Raw genomic sequence first — 19927 nt, forward strand, 5'->3', positions numbered from 1 at the left:
CAAAAAATATTCGTAATTGGCTCATTTTGGACAAAATTCCATGATAAAGAATTTTAAAACTGCAGATTTTCTGCTCATAAAAGCCGAATTTTTATCCTTAGATGAAAATGATGCACAGTACAGACTGGCGAAAGAAGATAAAAAGAAATTATGGAAACGATAAGTGATTGTTTATCATACCTAAAAAGAAAGTTCCGCTCCGAAGTACGGAGCAAAACTTTCTCTTAGTTATGAATATCTTTAATTTCCATCTGGTTTGGTAACATCCAGGTCTGTGGATGGATACCAAAGGAACTTGTTGAAGTCGTCAGGCTGGGCTGGATTGAAATCCTGCCAGTCTGGACGGAGATATTTCAGGAATGGCAGATGGAGCTGCTTCATTCCCATCACCACCATCTTGGCCACCTCATAGGCTCCGTATGGATTGAAGTGGGTATTATCCTCTAATGCCTTCGGCTGATTAGGATAAGTGTTGGCTGGATAGTGAACCAGCGATTTCTTACTGTTCTCATAGCCCAATGTCTCGAAGAAAGTACGGGTCATATCATGCAGTTCGATGACAGGCACACCCTCTCTTTTGGCCACAGCTCTCATGGCATCAGGATAATCGCCATGCGTTTCCTGTATTTTGCTGCGGGTAGCTTTGTCAAAGAAACGGCGCTGGGTAGGAGTCACAAAGATGATGTTTCCACCCTTAGCGCGTACCTTATCTATATACTGCTTCAGATTGTAGGAGAAATTATACCAGGCTCCACTTCCTGGAGTCTTCTCTTTCTGGTCGTTGTGTCCGAACTCACAAATCACATAGTCACCCTTCTTCATCATGGCCAATACTTTCTCCAGACGGTTGGAAGCTAAGAAGGATCCGGCTGTCAATCCGCTCTCTGCATGATTGGAAATAGCTACTTCCGGACCAAACCAGCGTGGAATCATCTGCCCCCAACTGGCGTATGGTTCATGAGCCTGATCCACTACGGTTGAGTTACCACAGAGGAAGATGGTTGTGGCAGTCGTGTCACGCTCTATCTTCACCTGTTTTACAGCAGGAGCAGCACCATAGAAGTCAAGAGTCAACTTGTCATCCCAGTCAGGTGTGCCCTTCTCACGAGGTTTGATACGTACGTTCATCTTATCAGAAATCTTTGGTGAACGCTTGTTGACGATAAACTGGACAGTCTGGAATTTACCCTTCTTGGTAGAGATTTCATCCACCATGAGTCTTCTGGCTTCAGCACGCACCACCGTCTTGGCAGCCTTTTTCTTGGAGCCGAGGACAACCGTCACCTTGTAGTTGCCATCAGGCACTTCCACTGCGTAACTTTTAGGATTTTGCTTACTCAGATCTACATCGAAAGTCTGGGCTTTCACATTTGCGGACATCGCCAGCATCATCATACCAGCGAGTAGCCATTTCGTTTGTTTCTTCATTATATGTTTTAGTTATTTGTTAATTTGGCTACAAAAATACAATATCTTTTTCAAAAACATTAGTTTTTCCGTTCATTTTTTGATTATATAGTACAAAAAGCAATTGAGGGTGTGTCATGAATTTATGGCGCACCCTTTTTTTTATTTTACCAGGTTCTCACTATCACAAACCTGACAAGAATAAGACTTTAGGCATGCTGACACAATAATAAATCAATCTTTTTGAAAAGCACAAAACAAGTATTAAACGAATATAGCATAAAGAAATTAATTGGTTATCAAACCAAATTTAAAAGTAAGAAATCTATTTTTTTAAGCTTATCTCCGTTTAATTCTGTAGAATATTACCTCATTTATGGTAAAATATTCATTAAATATATATTTAATTTCTAAAAAAGTGTTATCTTTGCAAAGAAATATAATATTAATACGAGAATACTCAATTTAGATTGTAACTTTATGCAAATAAACAATTTAACTCCATGCGCTTGCCGCTGGATTTTGCTGAGTTGTTGTCTTACCCCTCCATTCTTTCAGTCTGCATCCGCACAGAATGTAAATGGAGAAACAACTCCACAAACAGAGATCGCTGTGAAGCAAGGATTTGTTGAGGGTAAGGTGTTTGATGGCGGTGACCATGAACCGATGATTGGCGTTACCGTGGCCATCGAAGGTACTACTAACGCTGTAACAACGGATATCGACGGACATTTCTCCTTGCCAGTCAACAAGGAATGCAACATCGTACTTTCTTTTATCGGTTATAAGAAAACAGTCATTCGATATACGGGTAACAACCAAGCCGACTTTGCCAAAATCATGTTGAAGTCGGAAGCTCAGAACATCAAAGACGTGGTGGTCACTGGTGTCTATCGCCGTAAGAAGGAGAGCTTCACCGGTTCTTCTGCTACTTTCAAGGGCGATGAACTCAAGAGCGTGGGTGCACAGAACGTGCTCCAGAGTTTGAAGACCCTCGACCCTTCTTTCAAAATCATGGATAATGCCCTCTCCGGTTCCAACCCTAACAAGATGCCGGATGTGGAAATCCGTGGTAAGTCGAGCGTGGCTGGTCTGAAAGAGGAATATGGTTCTGACCCTAATCAGCCTCTCTTTATCCTCGATGGTTTCGAGACAACTCTGGAAACCGTGATGAACCTCAATATGAACAGAGTAGCCTCAGTTACTCTGCTCAAGGACGCTGCATCTACTGCCATCTATGGTTCCAAGGCTGCAAATGGCGTGGTAGTCATCGAGACCAAGGCGCCTGTTAAGGGTAAACTGCAGATTTCCTACAAGGGAGACTACAGCATGGACTTTGCCGACCTCTCTGATTACAACCTGATGAACGCTCGTGAAAAATTGGAGTTTGAGAAATTAGCTGGTGTATATAAGGACAATACCAACGATCCTTTCAACCAGATTAAACTGGATAATCTCTACAATTCCCGTCTCCGCGACATCGAGCAGGGTGTGAATACCTATTGGCTCAGTGTGCCGCTGCGCACCGGTTTTACCCACAAGCACAATGTATATGCTGAGGGTGGAGAAGGTAACGTGAGATATGGTATTGGATTGAACTACGGAAAAGTGAACGGTGTGATGAAGGGTTCCGACCGACAGACTTTGGGCGGTAACCTCGACCTGATCTACCGTACAGGCAAGTTCCAGTTTAGCAACAAACTCTCCATCGACTATCTGGAGACCAACAATCCTACGGTAAGTTTCGCTGAATATGCCCAGGCTAACCCTTATTACAAGAAGTATGGGGAAAATGGAAAGATCAACAAATATCTCTATTATCCGGAAGATGGATTGAACGACTATCCTGTATCAAACCCTCTCTGGAATGCCCATCTCAACAATTATGACAAGGGACAGCGCTTCGGCTTTACCAACAATTTCATCGCCGAGTGGTTTGCCACAGATGACCTCCGTGTGCGTGGCAAGTTTGGTATCACCAAGTATGATGATACCCAGGATCAGCGACTCTCTCCAGAGCATACAGACTTCGATGATAAGGAAGCAACCCAGAAGGGACTGTTCAAGCACAGCCTGCAGAAATATCTCTATTACGAGGGAGACCTTTCTGCAACTTATGGTAAACTGATAGCCGAAAAGCATCAGATTAACGCCGTTTTGGGATTCAACTTCAGCAATACCAGCAGCAAGACAAATGGCTATTCGGCTACAGGTTTTACGGACGACCAATTTGACGCTCCATCCTTTGCCAACAACTACCCTACTGGTGGCAAGCCAAGTTACCGTGAGAACATCAAGCATGCATCCAGTTTCTATCTGAATGGCGGATATGCTTACGACAACCGCTATCTGCTGGATTTCAACCTGCGTAACGACGGCGCCTCTATGTTTGGCACCGACAACCGTTTCCGCACCACCTGGTCTGTGGGTCTGGGTTGGAATATCCACAATGAGAAGTGGATGCAGGAGAATGATATCTTCCAGATGCTGAAGCTGCGTGCCTCTGTGGGTAACCCAGGTAACCAGAACTTCTCGGCTTATCAGGCTTACACCACCTATATGTTCAACAGTCTGATGACTAACGTATTCGGTACCGGTGTCATCATCAATGGCTTGGGTAATAACGACCTGGCTTGGCAGGAGACCATCAACTACAACATTGGAGCTGATATCACCACCTTAGGCAACCGTCTGAACCTGACGCTTGATTACTATATCAAGAATACAGACCCATTGCTCGCCATCATTACGACACCAGGTTCTATGGGCGTAACCAGCGAAGCTCTGAATGCCGGTAAGCAGAAAACCAACGGTTGGGAAGCCACCATCAAGTTCTCTCCTATCTACATGCCACACGAGCGCATCAACTGGAACATCTCCGTGAGCGCCACTCATTCCAAGTCGAAGTATGCCAACATCGGCAATGCCTTCAGTGCTTTGAATGAGAGCGGAAAGACGGGTCTTCACAACACTACCCGCTATTACGACGGAGGAAGTCCTACCGCCATCTGGGCAGTGCGTTCTGCGGGCATCGATCCAGCCACAGGTAAGGAGCTCTTCATCAAGCGCGACGGAACCTATTCGTTCACCTATGATGCCAACGACGAGGTGGTATGCGGTGATACCGAACCGGATGTAGAGGGTCTGTTGGGAACCACCTTCTATTATAAGGGATTCTCATTCAGCTGCTACTTCCGCTATCAGTATGGCGGCCAGCTCTTCAACAGTTCGCTCTTCGACAAGGTGGAGAACATCGGAACAGCTGATGTATATAACAACCAGGACCGCCGTGCCCTCTACGACCGCTGGAGCATCAACAACCGCAATGCACAGTTCAAGGGCATCTCTATGGTGCAGAAGACCGACAAGTCATCCCGCTTCGTGATGGATGAGAACACCCTCACCTGCGAGTCAATCAACTTAGGTTACGAGTTTCCACTCAACATCGCCAAGAAATTTGGCATGCAAGCCCTTTCCGTTCAGGCCAACATGAACGACATCTTCCGTTGGTCAACCGTGAAGGCAGAGCGAGGCATCGACTATCCGTTTGCCCGTACCGTGTCATTCTCTATAGGTGCAACATTCTAAAAAGCAAGAAATGAAAAAGATAATATATTCAATGATTATAGCCTGCAGCACGCTGATGGTTTCGTGTGACAACTGGTTGGAGGTAAAACCTTACGACCAGATTTCGGAGGGCGAACTTCTCAAGTCTGAGGAAGGCTATCAGAAAATGCTCAATGGCGTTTATATCGATCTGAACAGTACTGCGCTCTACGGTCAGTCTCTCTCGGTAGAGATGATCGAGGTGATGGGCGGTGCCTACACCATCGGCAGCGACAACAGTGTATGGGGCAACTACAAGGACCTGGCGTCCTATCAGTATGCTACTGAATATTGGCGCAACCGATTGGATCAGACCTGGAACAAGGCATACGCCCTGATTCTCAACTGCAACAAGATTCTGGAGACCATTGATGGCAACCAGAACCTCTTCAGCGGTGGCAACTATTACGTTGTCAAGGGCGAGGCATTGGCTTTGCGCGCCATGCTTCATTTCGACATGCTGCGCCTTTTCGGTCCGGTTTATTCCAAGGACAGTGATAAGAAGGCTATACCTTATTATAATAAGCAGACCAATTCGCCTGAACCAATCCTTACCGCCAAAGAGGTGGCAGAGAAGGTGACAGCTGATTTGGAAGAAGCACGCACCCTGCTCGCCAACGACCCAGTGAAGACAGAAGGAACCCTGATGAGCGGTTCGCAGGACGGCACCAGCAACTTTATGCGCTATCGTGCACTTCGCCTGAATTATTATGCAGTGGAAGCACTCCTGGCTCGTGTATATCTCTACATGGGCGACAAGCCCGATGCGTTCAAGTATGCCACCGATGTCATTAAGACAGCCGACCAGGGCATCTTCCCATTTGTAGATAAGAGTCTTGTAACCGGTTCTCCAGCCGATCCAGACCGCATATTCTCGTCGGAAGTACTCTTCGCCCTGACCAATACCAGTCGTGGAAACATCCACAAGAATTTCTACGATCCATCCCGTCTGCCAAACTATGTATTCCGCATGGATGACAACCTGATGAGCAATATCGTATATGGCGGAGCTGCGACAACTGGCGGCTATCAAGACGACTACCGCTATCGTGCCAACTGGATAGCTACGGGAAGCAACCGATATTTCTACAAGTATAGTGACATGGTGGCCAACGGAAGCATTCAGAACACGATGATTCCGATGGTAAGATTGGGCGAGATGTTCCTGATTGCTGCAGAGAGTCAGAGCGACAATCTGGCTAACGGCTTGCAGTATGTGAATGCCCTGCGCAGAAACCGTGGTGTAGCAAACCTGCAGACCCTGACTCCAGACTTGCTGAAGTATGAGTATATCAGAGAGTTGTATGGCGAGGGACAGTTGTTCTATCTCTACAAGCGATTGAACTGCGACATCATCACCTCTTCTAACAAGAACAAGAATCCAAAGGCAAGCGTCTTGATCTTCGTGGTTCCATTGCCAGATTCTGAGACTGAGAACTGATCAAAAATTAAGATTAAAAAGTTCAAAGTCAAGCGTTAATAATTAGGAGTTTTCCAGATTAATTTAACATACGAAATTATATGAAATATCAGATAAAAAACCTCTTAATTGGGGCGATGATGGTCATCGCATTCGGTTCATGCAGTGAGCAGGAGCCGGATGTATTCCAGGATATCAATGGCGTTTATCTCAACAATCGCACCAATACCAATATCCTGCAAGATAAGACTAACGTGACCTTCGTTTATGAAAAAGGCGACGAAATGCAGGTGCCGGTGAAGATTCAGTTGGTGGGCAGACCTTCCGACCAGCCTCGCGAGATTGCCCTGACAGTAAGTTCGGAGGATGCACTGGAAGGCGTGGATTATGTTCTTCCAGAGAAGGCTGAGTTGCCAGCAGGCGAAACAACCTTGGAGTATATGATTACCCTAAAGCGTACAGCCATTCTGAAATCGCAGCAGAAGCACATCCAGGTAAGTTTACAGCCAAATGCATTCTTCACCCTGCCCGTGACAGAGGAAACCACAGCTAATGGCGACGTGGTGACCACCCTGTCTTACGAGATTATCTTCTCCGACCAGTTTACCACAGCACCAAAGGCATGGAAAACTGATTTGCTCGGTGACTTCACTCAGCAGAAGTTTGAACTGGCATGCAAGGTACTGGAACTCGACCCAGGCGATTTCAACGATGAGTCGAAGATGACACTTGCCATGCAGAGCTATGTAAGTTCTGAAATGCAAAGCTATGTGAAGGAACAGCAGAAACTTCGCAACAGTGGCAAGACCTACGATGCCGATGCCTTCGATGCACAGGGCAATGCTTTAGCATTCTATGGTGAGTAAAGCCATGGGAAGACATTCACTCTCAAAGGAGAAATTAAAAGAAAAACATTAAGAATTATGAGAAATTATAAAATATGGGCAATGGCTCTGATGATGGCTACCATGTTAGCTGGTTGCTCGCAAGACGAGGGCAACTACGACTATCACAGCCTGAACGAGCCTACTATTACGGGCGTGCCAGAGAACATCTCAGTGCTCACCCATGCCAACATCGACCTCGATCCAAATCTGGGCGATAACATCACCGACCTGGATGCCTACAACTATGAATGGAAGGTAATCAACAAGTCGGGCGATAATGAGGTAACGGTACTCAGCAACGAAAAACATCTCTTGCAGGAAATGACACTTCCTGCAGGAGAATATATCCTCTATTTCACCGCCACAGAGAAGAACACCGGTCTATTCTGGCGACAGAGCTACAAACTCACCGTGAGCGACACTACATCAGAGGGTTGGATGGTGCTTTGCGATGTGGATGGCAAGACCCGTCTCGACATCGTTTCAAAGATTACTGGTCAGACCTATTTCGATGTCCTCAAGACTACCGGAATGCCAGAGCTGAATCATCCTTATCGCATCCAGTATGCACCCAATAGCGGATATACTGACTCTCCATTCTATCTCTTTACAGCCGATGGCGCTACCCGTCTTTCAAAAAACAGTTTCATGTGGCAGAAAGACTATGCCTTCAAGTACGAGGTGGCGAAGCAGCAGGATCTGCATCCTCAAAGCATGGTATGCGACCAGAGCGGCATGATGAGAATGATTGTAAGTGATGGTTATGCCTACTCTGCTTCCAACATGGGAATCCAGGGACTCTTTGCTGCTGTCAACAAACAGCCGGTGCTTGCCCCTGCCGTGGGAGCCAACATCGGAGCCGCCTCTTATGCATCCATCTATCTTCTTTATGATAATGTAAACAAGTGCTTCATGTCCTGCTGTCCGTTCCTGCCAGGATTGTCGCTTTCAGACGCCTCTTATCACACCATGAAAGAGATGGAAGAGATTGCTACGGGCTATAAGGGTTCTGAGATGGTAACGGGAAATGCTTTTTCGGAATACCCTACCGGTATGGACTTCGTTTATATGGAGAATACTAAGTATGACCCGGGAAATGCATTGATGGGCGTCACCTATACCATACTCCGCAGCGGAAAGAAATATGAAGTGTATGGCATCCAGTTGGGCGATATGCTCTGTTATGCCGACTGCACATTCGCACTGGGCAAGGCATACTATGGCGACCTGAGCGACTGTACCGACATCGCCAAGGCTACCTGCTTCGCCTTCAGTTCGCTGAAGAACTATATGTATTATGCCGTGGGCGGCACAGTTTATCGTGTGAATCTCTCAGAGAAGCCATTGAAGGCAGAGCGCCAGTTTAGCTTCAGCGGCGAGACCATCACGATGATGAAGTTCAACTTCTATCAGAATTCCGCATCAGCCAATGATTACGATCTTATCGTGGGCACAGAGAGCAGTAAGGGTTCCGGCACACTCCGCATCTACAACGGCATGAGTTCAGAGGGCGACTTCTCCAAGGTAATCCCTACCAGCTATTCAGGCTTCGGCAAGATTGTGGATGCTACCTATCGCGAGCGTACCAACTAATTACACCTTATTATATATAAGATGCTTTCAACAGAAAGAAAATTTTAAAACAAAATGAAAATGAAGAATAAGATATTGTCATTGCTTCTGTTCCTGTTTGCAGCAGTGAACATGCATGCCGCTGATGGCATTACGGTGAAGTTTGATGTCAAGAATCCGGTATTGACCAATGTGGTATTGGTTTACCACATGAGTGTCAACGAGTTTGCGCTCACCGACGGCAAAGCCACAGTGCAGCTCGACGGCATGGATGCACTCTATGCCAATGTATATTATGGCGAGAAGTTCAAAGTAGTCTATCTCCAGAAGGGCGACGAGATGAACATATCCTTCGATGCCCATGATTTCGACAACACCTTCGCTGTGAAAGGCGGCAACGAGAAGGCTGTTGATTACCTGAACAAGATTCAGTTGACGGCTCTTCCTAATGAGGCTTATGCCCAACCATGGAACGAGTTCAAGGCAGCTGTGGATAAGAAGATGGCTTCGATGAAACGCCTGTTGAAGGCACGCAAGTTTGCAGCCGACGATAAGTTCCTGAAGATGGAGGAAGGCAGAATCACTTATTTCTATGCCAACATGATGCTGATGTATCCTGTAAGTCATACATACCTCACTCAGGACACTACAATGGTACTGGGCAAGGAGTATTACGATGCCATCCGCCAGTATGTGAAGGAGGATGAAGATCTTGCCGACATCGATGAATACCGCAACTTTATGATTGAGACGGCTCATATCTTCGACGAGGCAGGCAAGGACATCCGCCAGTATTATCCAAAGGTATTGGCAGAGATGAGTTATATCGGCGAGAACATCCAGAGTGATAAGGTTCGCGAATCACTGATTCACTTCCTGGCATTCACCTACGTGGAGGGAAATGGTGTGGAGAACATCACCGATCTTCAGAACCTCTATTATACCTACGTTACCTCACCTCGCCTCAATGCCATCTTCAAACAGGCTTGTGCCAAATGGGACAAGGCAGCCGTGGGCCGTCCATCACCAATGTTTAAGGGCGTGGATGTGAACGGTAAGGAGATGACGCTTCGCGATTTCCGTGGCAAGTATGTATATATAGATATGTGGGCCACCTGGTGCGGTCCTTGCCAGAAGGAGTTGCCATTCCTCAAGAAGTTGGAGGAAAAGTACAAGGGCAGAAACATTGCGTTCGTAGGTCTTTCTATAGATCAGGACAAGGCAAAGTGGGCTGATCGCGTGAAGAGCGGTGCTCTGAGTGGCACCCAACTTTACATCGGCAAAGGCACCAAGTTCCAGAGCGACTATCGCATCAGCGGTATTCCTCGCTTCATCCTCCTCGATCCTAATGGAAGAATTGTCAATCCTGACATGACAAGACCATCCAGCGAGGATACAGAGAAGATTCTGAACAGTCAGCCAGGTTTGTAGTAAAAAAAGTATAATAATATTTTATTCATTAATTAAAACCAACGATTATGAAAAAATTGATTTCAATGATGCTGATGCTTTGTGCCATCATCACATTCTCAGCATGTTCGTCAGACGACGATGGTCCAAGCAACCCAGTGAGCAATCAGGTGGTTCCATCTTCTGCAAAGATTGGTTCCGAAGTAACTGTTCAGGGAAATGGTTTCGCTTCTGGTCAGACTATTTATCTCCAGCCTGAGCAAGGCGCAGAGGTAAATGCCAATGCCAAGATGACTTCTAATGGTGCAACATTCACCATCCCTTACACCATGACTCCTGGTAAGGTAAATGTAGTTTTGAAGGTGGCTAATGACAGCTTCACCTTGGGCTGCATGAATCTTCTTGCAGCTGACAATCCAATCTCTACCCTTTCATTGCCAGCCGACATGGCCATTGGTCAGGAGGTAACTATCGCCGGTATCGGTTTTGCTCAGGGCGATAAGATTGTTGTTGGTGACAAGACCATCGATGCCACAGTTACAGCTGATGGTGTAAAGTTCACAGTTCCTGCAGACTTGGCAGAAGGCGAGTATGCCGTATCCCTGGTTCGTGGCAATTCAACATGGGAATTGGGTAAGGTATATGCCTTCCAGCAGCGCCAGATAGAGAGCATCACCATTACAGATAATGCGATGCTCAATATGTATGCTCCAATGTTGGGTCTTGAAGAAGGCAAACTGGTTGTAAACTTCGCCTATAATGAAGATGGTTCCTTGAAGGGAATTTCTTCTAATGGTGGTGTAGAGTGGAATTTCGATTATAGCGGTAAGACCATCACAACCATGAGTTTGTTCGCTGGAGCGCCATTCACTTATACCCTCGATGATCAGGGCCGCATCATCAGCAGCACAGGTTACGATATGTATGGTGATGACGTTGCCTATACCTGGAACTACGATGCAAATGGTTATCTTGTAAGTGTAAAGAAGAATGGTGCAGCAGATAATGATGATGCAAATCTCCTGAACACCTATACAGATGGCAACCTGTCTGCTTATACCATGAGCCTGGCCAACGGGTTGACAACAGATAAGAGCATCCGTACATGTCCTAACACCGTGGAGCCTCTTTATCTGCTGAATGCTTTCGGCTGGATGCAGACACGTGAGGATTTGTTCCTGGGCTTCCTTCTCAACCGCAACGTGAAGGTATCTACCTATGTGCCAAGTCAGCTGATTGCAGCAGAGATGGATGAAAGTGGCACAGAAACCTCAGTTACTGCAGGTATCGAGAGTTCTTTTGCGAACAACACATTGACCATGCAGACCACTGGTAATGTTATTTCCGGCGCTCAGTCAATCTACTCCAACAAGGTAGTTGTTACTTACAAGAAGAAGTAATTTCGTTGTTACATACGAAAACAAATAAAAAATTTAAGGAGGGTGTGTCATGAATTTATGGCGCACCCTCCTCTCATTCCACAAAGAAAAACATTATTGGTTGAATAGATGACAGATTTCTTGATTTATTTTTCTTACTCTATCTTCTTCCACTTTAATAATTTTACGATCATATGTCATTAAGCCATTTACCTCTCCTTCCACATCCGTGGTCTGGGTATAGACGGCAGCAGAAAAACCTGTGTGAGCCAATTTCTTAAGCTTTTCGGCATACTTCACGTACTCGTCGGTAACTTCCTTTGCATTCTTGAACTGAACATATCCCCAGTTCTTATCAGCCTGCCAAAGATGCCCTTTGATAGGTAAGCCAATGCCACCATATTCTCCTAGAACAGTAGGTCTTTCTCCATCGGCTAGATACATCTCTGGACCTGGGTAGTTGTGAAGGTCGAGCATGTCTCCTGTATGATAGAAATTGCCACCACTGGCAGGGTTCACCAAGCGAGAAGTATCATATTTCTTGGTCCATTCTGCTATTTCGACCGTCTTGAACTGTCCCCATGCTTCATTGAATGGAACCCATGTAACAATAGAAGGATAAGAACGCAGGCAATCCATGATCTCTTTCCATTCCTTCTTGTAGTTGGCTTCGGATTCTGCAGAACGTATTACTTCTGAGCCATTGAAATACTGGTGATTCTGCCATTGAGGTGATTTGTCTCCACTAGGCATGTCTTGCCAAACCAAGATTCCTAATTGGTCGCAATAGGTGTACCAGCGTGCTGGTTCTACCTTCACATGCTTGCGAATCATATTGAAACCGAAGTCTTTGGCTTTTTGTATGTCATAGCGGAGTGCCTCATCCGTAGGCGCTGTATATAAACCGTCAGGCCACCATCCTTGATCCAATGGACCAAACTGGAAATAATCCTTGTTGTTCAGCTGTAAACGAACGATGCCATTACCATCTCTATGGGTTGAGATCTTTCGCATGGCAGCATAACTCTTTATTTTATCTTGCAATTTACCGCCACTGAATAGTTTTACCTCCACATCATATAACGAAGGAGATTCTGGCGACCATAGCTTAGGATTCTCAATGGCGATATCTATCGGCTGACCTACAGCACCTTTGGCATTGGCAACAACAGTGTTTCCGTCTTTGACTTGAATGTCAACAAGGTCTCCCCAAGTAGTTCCTTCTGTAGCAACATGAACGGTCAACTTTTGAGAGTCAATATCTGGAGTTGATTCGATATGGGTGATATGCTTGTTGTTGACAGGCTCCATCCATACGGTTTGCCAGATACCAGTAACAGGGGTGTACCAGATGCCATTAGGATTTGCATTTTGCTTTCCTACAGGTTGGTAACCATCCGTTGTCGGGTCCCACACTTTTACCACCAGCTTCTGATTTCCCGGCTTGAGATAATGTGTGATGTCGAAACAGAATGGAGTATATCCACCCGTATGTGAGCCGATTTTAATGTCATTCAGATAGACCTCAGTCTTCCAATCGACTGCTCCAAAATGCAGCAATACCGTCTTGCCCTTCCAAGATGATGGAACCGTAAACGTGCGCTTATACCAGAGTTCCTTGTCTTTGCCAACTTGCTTTTGTACACCAGATAGACTTGATTCCACGGCAAAAGGGACTAAAATCTTGCCCTCAAAGGCTTGTGGCTCTTTTTGTCCGATTGGTTGGATGGCGTATTCCCAAAGTCCATTTAAGTTGGCCCAGTTGGAGCGTTCCATGATAGGGCGGGGATATTCGGGCAACACATGGTTGGGATCCAAGGTCTCAGCCCATTTTGTCTTGATCTTGTCTCCTGCAGGTTTCCACGGAGAGTTGGGAGCTTTGGCCGTGGCGGTCAAGCTCATCAAAGCTAAAAATAGCCAGGTTAATGCGTTCTTTTTCATTTGCCTTTACTTTTTAAAATAGGGTTTGTTACTTTCTATGGTTGTTATGTTGCCAGCCACTTGCGGCCAGTCGTTGATCCATTCCACCTTGTCCATGAAGAGTAGGCGGCCCCCGTCTGGGTCGGATCTTAAGAATCCATGATAGATCATCCAGTCTTGTTGTTTGTCATCGGTGATAAACTCAGCATTGTGTCCTGGACCTGCAACCAAGTTGCTGCCATGTAGCAGTACATCGTAAGCTCCATCAAGCATATTCTTTCCTTCTTTCGTTGTGTAAGGACCAAAGAGGTTCTTGGAACGTCCATAGATGACTTGATAGGTGCTGTTGACTCCCTCGCAGCAAGTACCTGCCGAGCCAAAGAGATAATAGTAGTCACCATGTTTATGGATATAGGTGGCTTCCATCTGGTTGCCTGCAACTTGCACAGGTTTGGCGCCTGGCTTGAGGGCGAGTCCATCTTCCGTTAACTCTGCACCAAAGATGCCATGGAATGAGCCCCAAAACAAGTATTTCTTTCCATGATCCTCTATATAGAAAGGATCTATGCAGTTCTGTATGCCAATGTCTTGACTGATGAACAAGGCTCCATGGTCGATGAAAGGACCTTGAGGAGATGTGGCGGAGGCGATGCCAATACCGCAAGTCCATTCTCCTCCCCATTCTGATTTGGAGTAATAGAGCATGTAGCGTCCATTCACGACATTGATGTCTGGGGCCCAAATACCACCTTGCGGATTCCATTGTGGGCGTGAGCTATCAGTGAAAGCTGTACCTACATAGTTCCAGTTGACCAAGTCTTTGGAGCGATAGATAGGGAGATTGCGTATATTCTCCGTGGCATACAAATAGAAATAGCCATCGTCCGCCTTCGTCACTGTTGGGTCTGGGAGCGAAGTCGAAACTATGGGATTATGGTATTTAGCAACTTTTGGCTGTTCGGGAGTTGGTGATTGCTCGATGTCATTCGACACCGAGCAATTTGTGGTAGTAAGACCGAACACAATACATAAACCTAAACAACTTATCATGTTTTTATTCATTATCTGTTCAGGAATCCTTGATTACAATTACCAACCTGGGTTCTGGGTCAGGTTAGGATTACGCTCTATCTCTGATTGTGGGATGGCAAACACTTTGGCATGCTCACCCATATATCCGTTGGTATAGCGCTTGGTTCCCCAAATCTCAGTCATACCATTGGCACCATTCAACTGGGCAGGATCGCTGACAGTCGTACGGTTGGTACCGATCTTACGGTCCATCCAAGTATCCCAACGAATCTGTTTCCAGTAGAGCTGTCCTTCTCCGCAGAGCTCCCATCCGTATTCATTGCGAATGCGTTCTCTCAGGTCGTCTTGTCCTGACACTTGGGTCCATTCGTTGCTGTTCAACAAGGCTAGGCCTGGGATACGTTCTCTAACCCAGTTAACGTATTTGATGGCTTCTTGAGTCTGTCCTGTCTCATTCAAAGCTTCTGCCAATGACAAAAGTGCTCCTGCATAACGGAAAATAGGGGTGTCGATGTCGCTGTTCAAGGCATTCTTCATCTCTCTTCCTTCTGGTACGTACTTACGCCAGAGATAGTAGAAACGGTCGTTGGTATCGGTACGCAAGTCGTAAGGTGCGGCATTGTCTGAGCCGATATAAGGCCAACGGAGGGTATAGTCCCAGCAGTCGGCGGTAGCACCACCTTTATAAGTTGAGTAAGGAGTGATGAAGTTCATCAACATACGAGGATCTCTGTCCTTGTAAATCTTGAGAATTCTCTCCTCATTGCCATTCTTGTCATACTTGCTCATGTCTGATCCGTATGTCACCATTTGATCATAAGCAGCTTTCAACTTAGGGTCACTTGCATTAGGGTCAAGTCCATTGCGGAGGAAATATACGGAACGTTCCTTAGGTGTCATGCTAGAGTAACCAGGAATGGCCTCGTCCATTTTGAAAGGCTTACCGTTGGCATACTCGTATGAGTCAACGAAGTATGGGTTAGGAATCAAGTTGTTCCAGCAGCCAAATCCATCAGCGGTATAAGTGACACGGTTGCCCTGTGTACGTGCCAACAAGGACCCCATGCCATCTTCCTCAGAATATTGATACTGGAAGATGTACTCATCGTTTCGCTCGTTAGCTGCCTTGAACATGTTCTTATAGTCTGGGAACAACTCAAAGCCCATGGTTGTGATAGCCTTGAAGTCGGCAACAGCTTTGTCCCATTGCTTCAGCCACATATATACTTGGCCACGCAGATAGTAGGCGCAAGCTTTCGTTACACGGCCATAGTTGGAATCGGATGTAGAATACTTGTTAGGCAAGTTAGGCTCTTCGATGGCTTCGGTGCAGTCTTTGATGACTTGCTCCCACACTTCAGCCTCTGTGTTGCGGCCTTTGGTGTCTTGACCATATTCTACAGGCTCTGTATAGATAGGTACGCCACGCCAGAACACGTTGGCACGATAATATGCCCAAGCTCTCAAGAACTTGCATTCTGCGATGTCTCTGGCACGCTCTTCTTTCGACATGCTAGTACATTTATCGAGGTTGCAGACAACGTTGTTCGTACAATAGATTTCCTCATACAATCTCTTCCATAAGTTGGCGAAGCCCCAATAAGTGGAGTTGCAACGTCCGCGGCACCAGTCATAACCTCCCCAGTTGGCATCAAGGTCGCAAACATCGGTTGCGGCATCGAAGTTCTGCCAGTCTGGTGTCTCATATCCATTCTCATAATAGAAACGCTCGTATGCTCCGTTTACTACAGCATTGGCCATGTTGTATGTGCTCCAAACTAGGTCGGTACCTACACGGTCGGTTGGCTGGGTGTCTAGGAAGTCGGATGAGCAAGCTGTAAAAGCAGTTCCAGCAGCAACCATCAATAGGCCACCTAATATATGTTTCTTCATATTCGTTTTCATATTGCTGATATTTTATAATTTAGAATGTTACGTTAAGTCCAAAAGAAATCTGGCGCATGGTTGCATAACCTTCTCCAGAACGAGTCTCTGGGTCGAGGCCAGGGAAGTCTGTGATCGTCCAGAGGTTCTCACCTGAGAAGTAGATGCGAAGGTTCTCTGCATAGATACGCTTCGAGATGTTCTTTGGAAGTGTATAACCAATGGTGAGGTTACGCAACTTGATGAAATCGCAATTATAGAGATGGAAGGTGTTGTCAAGTGCGTCACTCATACTTGGGTTCTCCAAAGACATACGTGGGTTCTTGGAGGTGAGGTTGGTACGAGGGTCGGTTGGATTCTCTGGATCGTAGAAATAGTGATCGCTGGCAATCCACTGAGGAACAGACAAACCGAATACGACGTTGGTTGAGTTTTGACCAATCTCTCTCCAGTAAGTAGAGAAACCTGTAGCACCACCCCAGTTCATGGAGAGGTCGAAGCCATTCCATTCTGCGTGCATCTGGATACCAAAGTTGAACTTAGGAACCATAGACTTGCCGGTGAACTTCTGGTCGTAGTTGCCACCATATACCTTATCTCCGTTGGTATCAGCATAGATATACTCACCATACCAGATGGCATTCTTGGAAACATTATGCTGAGGCTCGAAATTATAGCCAGCTGCAATCATGTCTTGCACCCATTTCAAGTCTTTCTCTGTGCGTATCATACCGTCTTTAGGACCACCGTTAGGATCGACAGCACCACTGGCATCGTAATAATTGCCTTTACCAGAATAGATAGGATATACATAGAACTCGTTCATCATGTGGCCTTCCAACAAGCGCTGATTACCTCCTGATGACACCTCACCGAGATTAGAGTAATAAGCATCTGGGTCGTTAGGGTTTGCACCCCAACCCTGAACGAGCTTTCCCTTATACTTGGTGACGCGGTTCTTGTTCCATGAGCCGTTTACTGCAACACCGTAAGTTACTTTGCCCACCTTGTCTTCCCAACGGAGTGTAGCCTCGAAACCTTGGTTGCTTACACTGGCAAGGTTTTGCAACGGCGCTTGCTTGTCACCGAATACGAGACCGATGGTAGGACGATAGAGAATACCTGTGGTACGCTTGTCATAGTAATCAAGTACTCCCGACAGACGACCATTCAGTGTGGCGAAATCCAAACCCAAGTTGAAGGTCTTGGTCGTTTCCCATGTCACATCCATGTTAGGCAAGTTCAGTAGATAGAAACGTGGAACCTTTTTGCCACCCATGATTGTGTAACCGGTCTCATACCAAGATTGGTATGCATAGTTGTCAACTGAAGAGTTACCCAACTTACCGTATGATACTCTGAGCTTCAAGTTGTCAAATGCACTGAGGAAAGAATTCTTGGCAAAGTTTTCCTCACTGATGCGCCATCCAGCTGATGCTGAAGGGAAGAAACCCCAGCGGTTGTCTGGAGAGAAGCGAGATGAACCATCATAGCGGGCATTGGCCTCAAAGAGGTAACGAGAATCGTAGGCATAGTTCAGACGTCCAAACCATGAACGATAAGTATATCCAGTGAAAGAACCTTTGATGTATTCTGCTGAAGTCAGGGTGTTCAGGTCGCTGATGGTTTGGTCTATCATACCCATCTTCTTGACATCTGTATTACCATTGCTATTCTTGCCTTCCTCAAAACCGACGAGTGCACCTACGTCATGTTTTTGGGCGAAAGTGTGGTTCCAGTTGAGGGTGTTGGTCCACTTCCAGTTGTAGTAGTGGTTGTAATACATGTATCCAGCCAAAGTCTCCAATGAAGTGGCAGAGCTAACCACTTCGTTTCTGCTGAAACTGAAGCTCTCATTGCTACCCTCTGTCAGTTTATGGCGTGTATTGTAGAAATCATATCCAAAGTTGGTCTTGAACGTAAAGTCCTTGAGGAACTTGATTTGTGCATACGCAGTGGAGTAGGCATGTGTCGTCTTCTTGTAGCTGTCGCCTTGGCCATTGAGAAATAATAATGGGTTGTGAGCGGCTCCATCTTCCATGGAAGTCTCGATGCCACCATATTTGCCATCGTAATAAGGATAAATGCCAGGTACGGTCTTCAAGAATTCCCAGCTGCTTAATGCATCTACGTTGTTTCTATCTTTATCGGAATGAGAACCCCATACTTGAGCACCAACTTGGAGCCAGTTGGTAACGTCTGAAATCAACTTCAAGTTGATGGAGTACCTCTTCATGCCTGAGCGTACAATCATACCAGGGTTGTCAAGATAAGTCAAGCCCAAGTTATAGCGAGTGCGTGTGTCTTTTCCTGACAAAGAGATGGAATGCTCCTGCATCACCTTGGTCTGATAGATCTCGTCATACCAATCTGTGTTTGGGTATGCCACGTAGTTAGGATAGCCCGACTCTGCCAATCCGTTTGGATTTGCCTCTGCGTCACGCCATTGCTGGATCACAGATTCTGGATATTTGCCAGCAGTGCCAATGTTCTCACAAGCTTCGTTGACGATAGACATGTAGTCGGCATAGTTGGACATGAAACGAATGAGCTTGGAAGGTGAGTTGATGGATAAACGACCAGAATAGCTGAGGTTGATCTTACCTTCTGTTCCACTCTTGGTGGTAACCAAGATGACACCATTGGCACCTCTGTTACCATAGATGGCACAAGAGGCAGCATCTTTCAATACAGAGATACTCTCTATATCCATAGGGTTTATTTCAGAGAGGCTCATTTCCATACCATCAACCAATACCAATGGGCTGGCATCATTCATGGTTCCCACACCACGTATGTTGACAGAGAAGTTCTCTTCGCCAGGTTTTCCTGAGCCTTGGATGATATCGAGACCGGCAGCCATACCTTGCAGAGCCTGTGCTGCGGTGGTGACTGGACGGGAGTTGGTTTCTTTGGCAAGATCTACTGATACAACAGATCCTGTAAGGTTTACTTTCTTTTGGGTGCCATAACCTACAACCACGACTTCATTCAGAGCATTCTGCTCTTCTTTCATGGTAACAGTTAGGTTGTTGGCAGCAGGCAACTTGACATCCGTGAATCCAATATATGAGAATTTAAGCATCGCATTGCTTTTCGTCATGTTGAGAGAGAAACTGCCATCTAGTCCTGTTACAGTTCCATTTTGTGTTCCCTCTTCCATGATGGTTACGCCGATGAGAGGCTCTCCATTGGTGTCGAGAACTTTTCCACTTGCCGTTGCTTTCTGCTGAAGAATGGCTGCAGAATGTGTAAAATACTTGTTTGGCGTCGATGCTCCTTCTGCCATTGCGGATGCAATAGACATGAGAGCAATGCTTGTTAGTAACAAATTCTTTTTCATATTCTCTTTTTGTATTAGGTTATGACTGCCTTTTGAGCAGGTCTTAAACGTTAGATAATTCATACAT

At 46.0% G+C, this 19927-nt stretch carries 11 protein-coding genes; 6 read left to right on the forward strand and 5 right to left on the reverse strand.

All coding sequences use genetic code 11. The annotated features are described in order from the left end of the window. Nucleotides 1–240: 240 nt before the first annotated feature. Nucleotides 241–1380 carry a rhamnogalacturonan acetylesterase gene (locus tag KUA50_RS16550; RefSeq protein WP_218456609.1) on the reverse strand — a complete coding sequence of 380 codons (1140 nt, stop codon included), beginning with the start codon at nt 1378–1380 and terminating at the stop codon, nt 241–243. 507 nt (nt 1381–1887) lie between these two features. Here KUA50_RS16550 and KUA50_RS16555 point away from each other — a divergent pair. The 6 genes from KUA50_RS16555 to KUA50_RS16580 all read left to right on the forward strand — a co-directional run bounded on the left by KUA50_RS16555 (nt 1888) and on the right by KUA50_RS16580 (nt 11702). Then, nucleotides 1888–4995 carry a SusC/RagA family TonB-linked outer membrane protein gene (locus tag KUA50_RS16555; protein ID WP_218456574.1) on the forward strand — a complete coding sequence of 1036 codons (3108 nt, stop codon included), beginning with the start codon at nt 1888–1890 and terminating at the stop codon, nt 4993–4995. A gap of 10 nt (nt 4996–5005) precedes the next feature. Further along, nucleotides 5006–6454, forward strand: coding sequence for a RagB/SusD family nutrient uptake outer membrane protein (locus KUA50_RS16560; protein ID WP_218456575.1), 1449 nt, complete (start codon nt 5006–5008; stop codon nt 6452–6454). Nucleotides 6455–6534: 80 nt separating this feature from the next. Continuing rightward, nucleotides 6535–7299 (forward strand): DUF4843 domain-containing protein, encoded by a 765-nt coding sequence (locus tag KUA50_RS16565; RefSeq protein WP_218456576.1) that lies wholly within the window; start codon nt 6535–6537, stop codon nt 7297–7299. Nucleotides 7300–7356: 57 nt separating this feature from the next. Further along, nucleotides 7357–8913, forward strand: a complete 1557-nt coding sequence (locus tag KUA50_RS16570; protein ID WP_256624207.1) for a PKD-like family lipoprotein — start codon at nt 7357–7359, stop codon at nt 8911–8913. Nucleotides 8914–8973: 60 nt separating this feature from the next. Beyond that, the gene (locus tag KUA50_RS16575; protein ID WP_256624208.1) at nt 8974–10323 is read left to right on the forward strand and encodes a TlpA family protein disulfide reductase; all 1350 of its coding nucleotides are present in this window, start codon (nt 8974–8976) and stop codon (nt 10321–10323) included. 47 nt (nt 10324–10370) lie between these two features. Continuing rightward, nucleotides 10371–11702, forward strand: coding sequence for an IPT/TIG domain-containing protein (locus KUA50_RS16580; protein ID WP_218456577.1), 1332 nt, complete (start codon nt 10371–10373; stop codon nt 11700–11702). 93 nt (nt 11703–11795) lie between these two features. On the opposite strand, the gene KUA50_RS16585 is transcribed toward KUA50_RS16580, so the two are convergent. The 4 genes from KUA50_RS16585 to KUA50_RS16600 are packed head-to-tail and all read right to left on the reverse strand — an operon-like array spanning nt 11796 to nt 19860. Beyond that, on the reverse strand, nt 11796–13622 hold the full coding sequence (locus KUA50_RS16585) for a glycoside hydrolase family 2 protein (RefSeq protein ID WP_218456578.1): 1827 nt from the start codon (nt 13620–13622) through the stop codon (nt 11796–11798). Nucleotides 13623–13628: 6 nt separating this feature from the next. Then, nucleotides 13629–14663, reverse strand: coding sequence for a family 43 glycosylhydrolase (locus KUA50_RS16590; protein ID WP_218456579.1), 1035 nt, complete (start codon nt 14661–14663; stop codon nt 13629–13631). A 27-nt stretch (nt 14664–14690) separates the two neighbouring features. Continuing rightward, nucleotides 14691–16526, reverse strand: a complete 1836-nt coding sequence (locus KUA50_RS16595) for a RagB/SusD family nutrient uptake outer membrane protein (RefSeq protein WP_218456580.1) — start codon at nt 16524–16526, stop codon at nt 14691–14693. Nucleotides 16527–16557: 31 nt separating this feature from the next. Further along, the gene (locus KUA50_RS16600; protein WP_256624209.1) at nt 16558–19860 is read right to left on the reverse strand and encodes a SusC/RagA family TonB-linked outer membrane protein; all 3303 of its coding nucleotides are present in this window, start codon (nt 19858–19860) and stop codon (nt 16558–16560) included. Nucleotides 19861–19927: the final 67 nt, after the last annotated feature.

Source organism: Segatella hominis (genome assembly GCF_019249725.2).
In the GTDB taxonomy this organism is placed as follows: domain Bacteria; phylum Bacteroidota; class Bacteroidia; order Bacteroidales; family Bacteroidaceae; genus Prevotella.

Excerpts from the sequence above, each read along its gene's own strand:
- KUA50_RS16555 (WP_218456574.1), top strand. The coding sequence starts at position 1,888 with ATGCAAATAAACAATTTAACTCCATGCGCTTGCCGCTGGATTTTGCTG.
- KUA50_RS16560 (WP_218456575.1), top strand. The coding sequence starts at position 5,006 with ATGAAAAAGATAATATATTCAATGATTATAGCCTGCAGCACGCTGATG.
- KUA50_RS16570 (WP_256624207.1), top strand. The coding sequence starts at position 7,357 with ATGAGAAATTATAAAATATGGGCAATGGCTCTGATGATGGCTACCATG.
- KUA50_RS16565 (WP_218456576.1), top strand. The coding sequence starts at position 6,535 with ATGAAATATCAGATAAAAAACCTCTTAATTGGGGCGATGATGGTCATC.
- KUA50_RS16595 (WP_218456580.1), bottom strand. The coding sequence starts at position 16,526 with ATGAAGAAACATATATTAGGTGGCCTATTGATGGTTGCTGCTGGAACT.
- KUA50_RS16590 (WP_218456579.1), bottom strand. The coding sequence starts at position 14,663 with ATGAATAAAAACATGATAAGTTGTTTAGGTTTATGTATTGTGTTCGGT.
- KUA50_RS16580 (WP_218456577.1), top strand. The coding sequence starts at position 10,371 with ATGAAAAAATTGATTTCAATGATGCTGATGCTTTGTGCCATCATCACA.
- KUA50_RS16585 (WP_218456578.1), bottom strand. The coding sequence starts at position 13,622 with ATGAAAAAGAACGCATTAACCTGGCTATTTTTAGCTTTGATGAGCTTG.
- KUA50_RS16575 (WP_256624208.1), top strand. The coding sequence starts at position 8,974 with ATGAAGAATAAGATATTGTCATTGCTTCTGTTCCTGTTTGCAGCAGTG.
- KUA50_RS16550 (WP_218456609.1), bottom strand. The coding sequence starts at position 1,380 with ATGTCCGCAAATGTGAAAGCCCAGACTTTCGATGTAGATCTGAGTAAG.
- KUA50_RS16600 (WP_256624209.1), bottom strand. The coding sequence starts at position 19,860 with ATGAAAAAGAATTTGTTACTAACAAGCATTGCTCTCATGTCTATTGCA.